General features: G+C 40.6%; 14 protein-coding genes, 1 other RNA gene and 1 pseudogene. 12 read left to right on the forward strand and 4 right to left on the reverse strand.

Features of this window, described 5'->3' with window-relative positions:
- Positions 1 to 61: 61 nt before the first annotated feature.
- The 3 genes from M1V25_RS06585 to M1V25_RS06595 form a co-directional block, all read right to left on the reverse strand.
- A complete protein-coding gene (locus M1V25_RS06585; RefSeq protein ID WP_116962953.1) occupies positions 62 to 337 on the reverse strand; it encodes a chaperone modulator CbpM in 276 nt (91 codons plus the stop codon).
- Positions 338 to 341: 4 nt separating this feature from the next.
- Positions 342 to 1,274 carry a DnaJ C-terminal domain-containing protein gene (locus M1V25_RS06590; RefSeq protein WP_116962954.1) on the reverse strand — a complete coding sequence of 311 codons (933 nt, stop codon included), beginning with the start codon at positions 1,272 to 1,274 and terminating at the stop codon, positions 342 to 344.
- A gap of 82 nt (positions 1,275 to 1,356) precedes the next feature.
- A complete protein-coding gene (locus M1V25_RS06595) occupies positions 1,357 to 1,824 on the reverse strand; it encodes a peroxiredoxin (protein ID WP_498842766.1) in 468 nt (155 codons plus the stop codon).
- An 81-nt stretch (positions 1,825 to 1,905) separates the two neighbouring features.
- Here M1V25_RS06595 and M1V25_RS06600 point away from each other — a divergent pair, with 81 nt between their 5' ends.
- The 12 genes from M1V25_RS06600 to M1V25_RS06655 all read left to right on the forward strand — a co-directional run bounded on the left by M1V25_RS06600 (position 1,906) and on the right by M1V25_RS06655 (position 10,656).
- The gene (locus tag M1V25_RS06600) at positions 1,906 to 2,442 is read left to right on the forward strand and encodes a YceD family protein (RefSeq protein WP_498842767.1); all 537 of its coding nucleotides are present in this window, start codon (positions 1,906 to 1,908) and stop codon (positions 2,440 to 2,442) included.
- Between the two features lie 25 nt (positions 2,443 to 2,467).
- Entirely contained in the window at positions 2,468 to 2,653 is a 186-nt protein-coding gene (gene rpmF, locus M1V25_RS06605) for a 50S ribosomal protein L32 (protein ID WP_116962957.1), read from the forward strand.
- A gap of 49 nt (positions 2,654 to 2,702) precedes the next feature.
- Positions 2,703 to 3,743: a phosphate acyltransferase PlsX gene (plsX, locus tag M1V25_RS06610; protein ID WP_498842775.1), complete on the forward strand. Its 1,041-nt coding sequence runs from the start codon at positions 2,703 to 2,705 to the stop codon at positions 3,741 to 3,743.
- A 5-nt stretch (positions 3,744 to 3,748) separates the two neighbouring features.
- Positions 3,749 to 4,714 (forward strand): beta-ketoacyl-ACP synthase III, encoded by a 966-nt coding sequence (locus M1V25_RS06615; RefSeq protein WP_498842768.1) that lies wholly within the window; start codon positions 3,749 to 3,751, stop codon positions 4,712 to 4,714.
- A gap of 291 nt (positions 4,715 to 5,005) precedes the next feature.
- Positions 5,006 to 5,416: a transfer-messenger RNA gene (gene ssrA, locus M1V25_RS06620) on the forward strand.
- Between the two features lie 550 nt (positions 5,417 to 5,966).
- Positions 5,967 to 6,143: a helix-turn-helix domain-containing protein gene (locus tag M1V25_RS06625; RefSeq protein ID WP_498842776.1), complete on the forward strand. Its 177-nt coding sequence runs from the start codon at positions 5,967 to 5,969 to the stop codon at positions 6,141 to 6,143.
- A gap of 54 nt (positions 6,144 to 6,197) precedes the next feature.
- Positions 6,198 to 6,779, forward strand: coding sequence for a type I restriction-modification system subunit M N-terminal domain-containing protein (locus M1V25_RS06630; RefSeq protein WP_498842769.1), 582 nt, complete (start codon positions 6,198 to 6,200; stop codon positions 6,777 to 6,779).
- Positions 6,760 to 7,776, forward strand: a complete 1,017-nt coding sequence (locus M1V25_RS06635; RefSeq protein ID WP_498842770.1) for an N-6 DNA methylase — start codon at positions 6,760 to 6,762, stop codon at positions 7,774 to 7,776. The genes M1V25_RS06630 and M1V25_RS06635 overlap by 20 nt, the downstream gene beginning before the upstream one ends.
- Positions 7,760 to 9,007 (forward strand): restriction endonuclease subunit S, encoded by a 1,248-nt coding sequence (locus M1V25_RS06640; protein ID WP_498842771.1) that lies wholly within the window; start codon positions 7,760 to 7,762, stop codon positions 9,005 to 9,007. Before M1V25_RS06635 ends, M1V25_RS06640 begins: the two co-directional genes overlap by 17 nt.
- Before the next feature lie 82 nt (positions 9,008 to 9,089).
- Complete coding sequence (locus M1V25_RS06645) at positions 9,090 to 9,854, forward strand: ABC-three component system protein (protein ID WP_498842772.1); 765 nt, start codon at positions 9,090 to 9,092, stop codon at positions 9,852 to 9,854.
- Positions 9,851 to 10,078 carry an ABC-three component system middle component 6 gene (locus M1V25_RS06650; RefSeq protein ID WP_498842773.1) on the forward strand — a complete coding sequence of 76 codons (228 nt, stop codon included), beginning with the start codon at positions 9,851 to 9,853 and terminating at the stop codon, positions 10,076 to 10,078. The genes M1V25_RS06645 and M1V25_RS06650 overlap by 4 nt, the downstream gene beginning before the upstream one ends.
- Positions 10,075 to 10,656: an AAA family ATPase gene (locus M1V25_RS06655; RefSeq protein WP_498842774.1), complete on the forward strand. Its 582-nt coding sequence runs from the start codon at positions 10,075 to 10,077 to the stop codon at positions 10,654 to 10,656. The genes M1V25_RS06650 and M1V25_RS06655 overlap by 4 nt, the downstream gene beginning before the upstream one ends.
- Here the strand turns inward: M1V25_RS06655 and M1V25_RS06660 are convergent.
- A pseudogene (locus M1V25_RS06660) lies at positions 10,632 to 10,737 on the reverse strand (IS5/IS1182 family transposase); the annotation flags it as partial. The gene M1V25_RS06655 and the pseudogene M1V25_RS06660 overlap by 25 nt on opposite strands.

Below are 10,737 nucleotides of genomic sequence, written 5' to 3' on the forward strand. Positions count from 1 at the left end.
TTTTAGCCAGCATGACCTATGAACGAATTTACACAGTTATTTTATCCCTTCCCCAGGGTTGTCACTTATTTAACAATGCTTCAAGTTGCTGAATTTTTTCTCTTAATTGTAAGATAATTGAAATACCCGAGGCATTTACACCTAGGTCATAAGCAAGACGCATAGCAGACTTTGCTCGCACAATATCCGATGCTGCAATGTAATAAATATCTTGCTTATGCTCAGCATAAATCACTTCATGCTCAATCCACTCCACAATAATCGCTTGTGGAACACATAGCAATTTTGACAGTTCAACAACAGTAATATATTGGCTTTCTGATATGATTTCACTCATTACGTTATACTCCTAGCAGATCTTTACGTGGGTTAAATGCCATCTCCTTCTTCATTTTTTCATAGAAAGCTTTTTGAGTTTCAGAAACAGCTGGTGGCAAAATTACTTCCAACACTACATAATAATCACCATTTATTAATCCCTTCCCTTTTAATCGCATCTTTTTACCACTTTGAGTATGTGCTGGGACTGTCAATTTCATTTTGCCATGTGGCGTTGAAATGGTAATATCCGCACCCAAAGCAGCTTCCCACGGTGCAATTGGAATATGACTGTAAATATCGTTACCAACAACCTTATATTGCTGATCTGAACGCACAATAATCTCTATGTATAAATCACCGTTATGTCCTTTACCAATCCCTGCTTCTCCTTGACCTTTTAAACGAATTTGCTGATGGTTTCCCACATATTTAGGAATTTTAACTTTAAGTTTTTTACTTTTTTGAACGACGCTTCCACGCTCATCTAAAGCCTGGTAAACAAAATGAAGTTCACGTTCAACACCGACTAACGCATCTTGGATAGAAATCTCAACCTTAGTGTGTAGATCTTGCCCATCGATATCAAATCCTGTATTTTGATGGCGATGTGAGCGTTGCTGGCGGAAAAATTCACCAAATATATCTTCATAACTGCCAAAACCTTCCGAACCATGAGAGTAATGGCGATAAGCACCATCATGTGCATATTGATTATCAAATTCACCTTTTTCTGCATGCTGCCAATTGCCATCATATTCATCATATAGCTTACGTTTTTTGCTGTCCTTTAACACTTCGTATGCATCTTGAACTTCTTTAAACTTTTCTTCAGCATTGGTTTCAGTGCTAACGTCTGGGTGATACTTTTTAGCCAACCTTCGATAGGCTTTTTTGATTTCAGCATCACTGGCATTTTTATCAATACCTAAGATACTATAATAATTTTTTTCCATTTATTGTCCTTAATTCTAAATAGCAAGTCTCACACTTTTGACTGTGATAATGACGAATAACTCCACCTTGATCTTAAGTAATCTAATTTAGTCCTCTAAGGTACTCTAATACTTCCTCAACATGTCCTAGGACTGAAACCTTACGCCATTCTTTTATTAATTTGACTTCGGGATTGATAATAAAAGTACTACGTTCAATGCCCATATATTTTTTGCCAAACATGCTTTTTTCTTTAAGCACCTCAAAGGCATTACATAATATCATGTCTGTATCTGCTATTAATTCAAATGGCATATGATGCTTTGCCTTGAATTTTTCATGTGAGTTCAAAGTATCTTTTGAAACACCAAATATCACAGCATTGGCTTTAGCAAAATCTTCGCTGCGATTCTTAAATCCAACGCTTTCGATCGTGCAACCTGGGGTGCTGTCTTTAGGGTAAAAGTATAGTATGACATACTTGCCTTTGTAGTCATTTAAGTTAAATGTTTTACCAGATGTTGTTGCTACTTGAGGTAACGTTACTTTATTGCCAACTTGAAAAGTCATTGTCTATACTCCTTAACTTCGATTATTATATACTTCTTATTAAATATGCTTACTTTAACAAAACCTAATAAGAGATAAAGCATGTCACAACAAAAAACCAATCACTTAAATCCGATTAAATCAGCTAAAGAGAACCTTGTAATCGACAAAACCTTTGTTTTTTCAAACTTAGATACACTTCATGATTGCGTCATAAAGGGTGAATATAGCTTTCACTTTAGTGGCAACTTTAGCTGTCAGCATGAAAAAACGTTGTTAGATGGGAAAGTCACAGGTAACGTTGAGCTTATCTGTCAGCGCACACTTGAGCCATTTACCTTCAATATAGAAAGTGACATTAAACTTGGTTTTGTTACTGATGATCGCTTCTTTAAAAACTTTCCTGATGACTACGAACCCTATATCTATAAAGATAACCAAATTGATTTAACTCATCTGATCGAAGAGGAAGTTCTGTTGTGTATTCCAATGATTCCAAAAAAAGAACGAAATGATTGTCAAGTTGAACAAAATACGCCATACTATGGCGTTCTTGAAACTGGTGATACTGAAAAGCAGGACAAACACAACCCGTTTGCTGCTTTAAAAGAGCTAAAGTTTAATAAAAAATTAAAGTAGAAAGTAGTGTAATAGGAGAATAATAATGGCTGTACAGCAAACCAGAAAAAGTCGCTCAAAAAGAGATATGCGTCGCTCTCATGATGCATTAACTGCTGCTGCGCTTTCAACTGATAAAACTTCGGGTGAAGTTCACTTGCGTCATCACGTAAGTGCAAACGGTTACTATAAAGGAAAGAAAGTAGTTGCCGTTGCATCTGATGATGAATAGAATGAGTGCACGATAAGGCAATTATTCTAAATATACTGTGAGCACCGCAATTTCATATAAAATTTCTGTTGATGCTATGGGTGGTGACCATGGCTTAAAAACCACCATACCTGCGTGCATATCTGCATTGAACAAATATTCCAATCTGCATATTTCTATAGTTGGGATCTCTGACCAAATTGAGCAAGCACTAAGTGCATCTAAAAACCGCTATGATGCTAGTCGCTTAACGGTTGTTCATGCTAGTGAAATCGTTGAAATGGATGAATCCCCTGCTTTAGTATTACGTAATAAAAAGGATTCTTCGATGCGAGTAGCCATTAACCTTGTCAAAAATCATGATGTCGATGCTTGTGTCAGTGCTGGTAATACAGGCGCATTAATGGCAACTTCTAAATTTGTATTAAAAACACTAAACGACATTGATCGCCCTGCCATCGTTTATGCTATTCCATCCTTAGATCGAAAAACTAAGAAAATGGATCCAGCATACATGCTTGATTTGGGGGCAAATGTGAATTGTTCCTCTGAACAACTGTTTCAATTTGGCATTATGGGCTCGGTACTTGCTGCCAATTTAAAAGGCAAAGAACGACCTCGCGTTGCTTTGCTAAATATTGGTGAAGAAGAAATGAAAGGTTTAGATAGCATTAAGCAAGCTGCTAAAATGCTCCAAAATTGTGATCACATTAATTATATCGGTTATGTTGAAGGCAACGATATTTTTTCAGCAAAGGCAGATGTTATTGTATGTGATGGTTTTGCTGGTAATATCGCCTTAAAAACTATGGAGGGCACTGCTAAAATCATAGCCGACATGCTAAAAGACAGCTTCACTAGCAGTATATTTTCTAAGCTTGCGATGCTTATTAGTGCATCGGTGCTTAAAAGCCTAAAAAGCAAACTTGATACAAATCAATATAACGGTGCATCTTTATTAGGGTTACGTGGGATTGTGATCAAAAGTCACGGGGGTGCTTCTGCAGAAGCCTTTGAAACTGCAATCTATGAAGCGATTAAAGAAATCAAATTTAATATTCCACAAAAAACACAGTCGCACATTGAGCGAATAATGCAATCAGAAGGTTAAAGGATATGTTTGCAAAAATCATTGGCACAGGCAGTTATCTACCACAAATGATCTTGCGCAACGGTGATATTGCCAAAATGGTCGATACATCAGATGAGTGGATTAGACAACGTGTTGGTATTAAAGAACGTCATATTGCTGATGAAACAGAAACCACATCCTTTATGGCAATTGAAGCTGCACGGCATGCATTGACAAGTGCTCACTTAACAGCAAACGACATTGATCTCATTATCGTTGCAACAGGTACAGCCGACTACATTATGCCTTCAACTGCCAGTATTGTTCAAATGAAACTTCATACCCCTAACTGTCCTGCTTTTGATATTTCTGCTGCCTGTAGTGGTTTTGTTTATGCGGTAGATATCGCCAAACAATATATTGAAAATGGAAGCAGCAAAAATGCACTTGTGATTGCATCAGAGCGTATGTCACGCACTTTAAACTGGCAGGATCGCTCTACATGTGTGTTGTTTGGTGATGGTGCAGGCGCAATTGTGCTTACACAAAGCAAAACACCTGGAATTATTGCATCGGTGCTTCATACCGATGGTCAAGGCAAAGATATTTTAAACATTCCTGGTCTTCTTCCTAAAAATGCTTTTGATGGCGTAAAACTTGAACAAAAACTCTATATGGAAGGTAACAAGGTTTTTAAAAAAGCGGTATCTGCATTAAGCGAACTGGTAAATGAGCTGCTACATAAGGCCAAATTAAGTTCCCATGAAATCGACTGGTTGGTACCGCACCAAGCAAACTATCGTATCCTTGAAGCAACAGCAAAAAAACTTAACATGCCTATGTCTCAAGTCGTGCTTACCCTGCAAAACCATGGCAATACATCCGCAGCCTCCATTCCGTTAGCGCTTGATTATGCAATACGTAATAACACGATTAAACCAGGGCAAACCATTCTCACGGAAGCTTTTGGAGCAGGTTTAGTATGGGGAGGTTTTATAGCAAAATTATAAATCTTCCCTCAACGACTTTCTTTACAAGAAGACATTGAAAAAGATCTTGCTATGGTTTAGCTTTTAGAACGTTTCAGCGTAATTATCGCAATGTTTTTAGTAGTAGGATTGTTGGCTTGCTTAAGTGATGAATTATCAAAACATCTTTCTGTTAACACATATCATTCCTCCACCGAAATTTTTATCTACACGTACTACACTTCAGAGTCATAAAAGTAATTACTTTGTGTGCTACTTAATCAAAACCTACTTGCCTTTGTATCTTATCAGCTTTACAATGACAGTGTCACTGGGGGCGAAGTATGGCTTCGACGGGAATGTCAAGGTCTTACGGTGCATGCCGAGGGTGTATCTGCCTCGTAAAACACGTTATATCGTCAGAATAACTGGCAACAATAAAAAAGCTCGCGTTGTGGCTAACGACAGCATTTTCGCTGTTCGTAAAGCTGCTTAATCTAGTTTAAAACCCTAGATACGCACGAACCGATAGTATTTGCTTGTGGATCTATCTTACGTTCGTTCATATTGACATAAGCTAGCTAAAGTGTCCGTCTGAACACTGATGTTAAATTCTAAGACTCGCTGGTTTCATACCCTGATTTATCGGGTAGACTCAAGTTAAACATAATAGATAAATCTAAGCATGTAGATCTGAAGATTGCGAGTTTACGGACGCGGGTTCAACTCCCGCCGCCTCCACCATTTTGAAAAAGAAAACCCGTCTCTCCAGAGTTATTCTCTGAGTAGGCGGGTTTTCTTTTTTCCCTTGTTTCTAAATGGTTTGCGCCCGTTTCACATCTTTCCAAATCACCTCTCCGCACCATCTATTCTCCCCATCTTCCAGCCTTTCTTTCTCTGTTTGGCCCCTGATTCTCTGTTTTCTCCGGACCAAGTCTGAAATACGTCACTTACAACGGTAGCATATACAATACCGTCCATCTGTTTCGTTGCCTCGGACCAACTACTGCGCTAAGCCTCATAATTCGCCTTAATCGACTTTGCCATGCCCATACTTACGCAAAGAGAGTTGCCAGTGGCCAGTGGTTACGCCCGTGAGCAGACCTTTGCGGCTTTATCCGGACGAAAACGTTTGACAATCGGCCCCTGCCTAAATATATTAAAGGGCATTTTAACTTGGGGAAGCTCCGCCCAGCATCCCCATTATCACCTCTGGCGTGGCAAGAAAACCAATCGCCCTTGAGGAGTCGGAGATATGACCGAGATATAAGACCGCTGGTTATCAGTAGACGAGATAGGCAAGTACCTCGGTGTCAGCAGTGACACCGTTTACCGCTGGATCGACAAGCATGCGATGCCCGCCCATCGCATGGGTCGTCTTTGGAAGTTCAAAAAGGATCAGGTCGATGCCTGGGTCGAGGCTGGTGGCGCCAGTTCCACGCAAGACAAGTTGGAAGATAAAAACAATTAACCAACCTGCCTGGGCCAAGCGTAGCACGGCAGGCAGGCTCGGTGAGGATTTATAATGGCGAAGAAAGCGATTAATAACAAAAAACAAAAGAGCTTTGAGGAAACCCTTTGGGATTCCGCGAACAAGCTGCGCGGCAGTGTTGAACCTTCAGAATATAAGCATGTGGTGCTGAGTTTGATTTTTCTCAAGTTCGCATCGGATAAATTTGAAGAACGCATGCAGGAATTGATTGATGAAGGTCAAGGCGACTATGTGGGTATGGTGGAATTCTATACCATGAAAAACGTCTTCTATCTGCCGGAAGAGACCCGCTGGAGCTTTATCAAGCAACACGCAAAACAAGATGATGTTGCCCTGAAAATTGATAGCGCCCTGTTCTCAATTGAGAAAGTTAACAAGTCCTTAAAAGGAGCATTACCAGATAACTATTTCTCTCGCCTAAATCTAGATGTTAGCAAACTGGCTGCTCTCATTGACACAATCAACAATATCAATACGCTTGCTGACAAGTCGCAGGATATTGTCGGACGGGTTTATGAGTATTTCCTGAGTAAATTTGCTCTCGCCGAAGGCAAAGGCAAGGGAGAGTTCTATACCCCCCAAAAGCATAGTAAATTTGATTGCAGAAATGATTGAGCCCTACAAAGGCAAGATTTATGACCCCTGCTGCGGTTCGGGCGGTATGTTCGTCCAGTCCATGAAATTTATCGAAAACCACCAAGGAAACAAAAAAGACATCTCCATTTACGGACAGGAATATACTGGAGCCACCTATAAGCTGGCCAAGATGAATCTGGCTATCCGTGGCATTGCCGCCAACCTTGGTGAAGTTGCCGCAAACACCTTTTCACGTGACCAGCACAAAGACTTAAAAGCTGATTACATCATGGCCAATCCGCCGTTCAACCAGAAGGATTGGCGTGCATCCGATGAGCTGACCGATGATTCACGCTGGTCAGGCTATGACGTTCCGCCAACTAGCAACGCCAACTACGGCTGGATTCTGCACATGGCGTCCAAGTTATCAGAAAACGGCGTGGCCGGATTCATTCTGGCAAACGGCGCTCTCTCCGGCGACAACACAGAGAAAGAAATCCGCAAGAAGATGATTAAGAATCACCTTGTGGAAGCGGTGATCATCCTGCCACGAAACATGTTCTACACCACTGATATCAGTGTGACGCTCTGGATCTTGAACAAAAATAAAAAGGCCAGAACTGTTGAGCATGGCGACATTTCCCGCCACTACCGCGACCGTGAAGATGAGATTTTGTTTATGGATCTGCGTGAGATTGGCGAGCCGTTTGAAAAGAAATTTATACAGTTTTCAGATGAGCATATACAGAAAATTTCCAGCACCTATCACACATGGCAGCAAACTATCGCTGAGACGGAATACAAAAATATTCCTGAATACTGCTATTCAGCGAGTCTCGATGAGATCAGAACCAAGGACTATTCCCTCGTGCCAAGTAAATATATCGAGTTTGTAAATCGGGACGAGAATATCGATTTCGATGAAAAAATGGCTGGCCTGCAGACGGAATTTACAGATTTATTGAAAGCAGAAGAAGCGTCAAAAACCGAACTGCTGAATGTATTCAGGGAGCTGGGATATGAGATCAAGCTATAAAAGAATGGGTGACTACATTCGCAAAGTAGACAACCGAAACAAAGATGTTCTCGTTACCGATTTACGTGGTCTGAGCATGACAAAGGAATTCCGTAAATCTACTTCTAATATCGTTGGCACTGACTTATCTAAATATAAAGTGGTTCAGAAATGGCAGTTTGCATGTGATTTTATGTCACCTATTCGAGTTTTTAAGCTTCCTGTTGTTCTCCATACAGAGGATGAGCCTGTAATAGTTTCTCCAGCATATCCTGTTTTTGAGATAGTCGATCACAATAAGTTACATCCCGAATATTTAATGATGTGGATGCGAAGGAGTGAGTTTGACCGATATGTGTTTTTTCGGTGTGACAGTGCCATTCGAGGAGGCTTCGGCTGGGAAGAACTATGTGATGTTGCACTCCCCGTGCCGACCATCGAAAAACAGCGGGAGATTGTTCGGGAGTACCACACCATTGTTCACCGAATTAAGCTGAACGAACAACTCAACCAGAAGCTGGAAGAAACGGCTCAGGCGATCTACAAACAGTGGTTCGTCGATTTTGAATTTCCTATGTCCAAAGAGCATGCCGCCAAAATCGGCAAGCCGGAACTGGAAGGCAAACCCTACAAATCCAGCGGCGGCAAAATGGTTTGGAATGACGAACTGGATCAGGAGATTCCGGAGGGGTCGACCTATGAACTATTGGGGGAAAATTTAAAATTAAGTCAAGGGCAAGTAATAAACGCAAAAACAAACTATCTAATTCAAGAAGAAGGGATTCCCTTGCTTAGAATTCAGGATTTGCAAAGTGGAGAACAAGTAATATTCCTGAGTACTGAGGTACCCACAAAAAATATCGCTACCAAAGACGATATCATATATACAAGAACAGGCAAAGTTGGACTAGTATTTAAAAACAAAGAAGGAGTTGTTCATAATAATTGTTTCAAAGTAATCGCTTCTAACGAGAAAGTAGATAAAGGCTTTCTGTTTTGGTTTTTGAAAAGCGAAACAACATATCAAAGAATGACCAATTTAGCTTCTGGATCAGCGCAGCCTGACTTGAGTCATAAAGTATTTCTCAGTGAAAAATGGATTCGACCATCGACAAGAGTTCAGAAAATCTTCTCAAACCATATTTCAAAAATCGATACTTTGCTGGACCTAAAGTTTAATGGGAATATTCTGTTAAATACATTTGCTGATATTCTCCTCTCCAAAATGACCAAAGCGGAGGCAATTGCATGACGATTGCCGCCGGAACCATCAATTACCAATTAGGGACCGCACCGGTCACCGGATGCGGCTTCTCTTCTTTTAGTTGGAGTAAATGATGAATAACTCCCGCAAGTATCCTCAGGCTGATGTGAAAATTTTGTATGCAAGAGCAGCAGGTCGTTGTTCATTTTCCAATTGCAGAAAAGACGTTGTTCTTGAAAAATTCAAGAGTGAGAAAACAAAACAAATTGGAAACATAGCCCATATTGTTGCGCATAGTTCTGATGGCCCCCGTGGCGACTCTCTATATCCTTCGGATAAACTTGACACTTATGAAAATTGGATTCTTCTATGCCCAACTTGTCATGATACGATTGATATCCAAGAAGAAAAGTACTCTGTGGGGTATTTGAGAAAAGTAAAAGATGAACACGAAGCTTGGGTCTCGGAACAGCTTGACCAAGGTATGTCCGAAGTCTCCTTTGCAGAATTGGAGATTGCAGCAAAAGCATTGGCATCTGGGAAGCATTCTTCAAATGGTGATGGCTTCAAGGTAATTCCTCCGGAAGAGAAAATCAATAAGAATGGACTGTCGGATACTGTTCGCTCTGATATCGCAATGGGGTTGAGCAAGAGTCATGAAGTAGAACGCTTTCTGGCAAACATGGCCACAAATGTTGATGAAGAGTTTCCAGAAAGGCTTAAAAGTGGGTTCAAAACAAAATATCTCGAACTAAAGGAAACTTTGTCTGGGGATGAGCTTTTTATGTCAATGCGCGAGTTTGCACAAGCCGGGCAAAAAGGATTCAGTCAACAGGCTGCCGGTCTGGCCATATTAAGTCACCTCTTTCACTTATGTGAGGTGTTTGAAAAATGATTATGCCATCAAAATACCTTCGTGAAGATGAGGCCTTAATTGGAGTAAGCGCGACACTGCTTCCACTTGTCGAAAAGTCCGGTAATTTATCTGCACTATGGGAGTCGGCCAAAAAGATCGATGCCATTGGTAATTTTGAGCGGTTCATTCTCGCTTTGGATTTGTTGTACCTGCTGGGCCTTGTTGATTTGCATAGTAATGAAATTGTGAGGGTCCAGGTATGATTCGTAAAATATGGGCGAACGACAAACGGTTTAAACCTGTTGAGTTTTCTGCAGGACTGAATGTGATTCTGGCTGAGCGGACTCTGGAATCCGGTCATAAAGACACTCGCAACGGTGCTGGCAAAACCACGCTGCTGAATATTATTCATTTTTGTCTTGGTGCTGACCTGCACCGACTCAGCTTACCCAAAGATGATTTACAGGACTGGGCTTTCTATATCAGTCTGGATCTTTGCGGAGAGATTTTGACTGCCAAGCGAACAATTGCGAACGCCAAAATCATCGAAGTTGGGACTGACATTTCCGGACTTACAATAGCTCCTGAAGAGGATTCTGAAGGCGTTCTCTTTTATAAAAATGATGATTGGAAAAACCTGTTAGGCAAGTGCCTCTTCAAGGTCCGGGAAGAATCCACGGCAAAGTACACCCCTTCTTTCAGAAGCTTAGTCTCATACTTTACGCGCAAAGGTGCTGATGCCTATACAGATCCGTTTAAGCATTTTAGGAATCAAAAAACATATGACCTGCAAATCATTAGAGTTCTTTCCAAACCTCAATTAGTCAATTCAAAGTTGTAAATTCCCGTTATTAAATTAAATCGAAGTCCAAACCTTTTTCGTCTATTCCGATATTTGTCGGCAATAATTTTAAAACGTTTT

Origin of the sequence: Candidatus Nebulibacter yamunensis, from assembly GCF_024208055.1 — a bacterium.
GTDB classification, from domain to species: domain Bacteria; phylum Pseudomonadota; class Gammaproteobacteria; order Francisellales; family Francisellaceae; genus Caedibacter; species Caedibacter lacustris.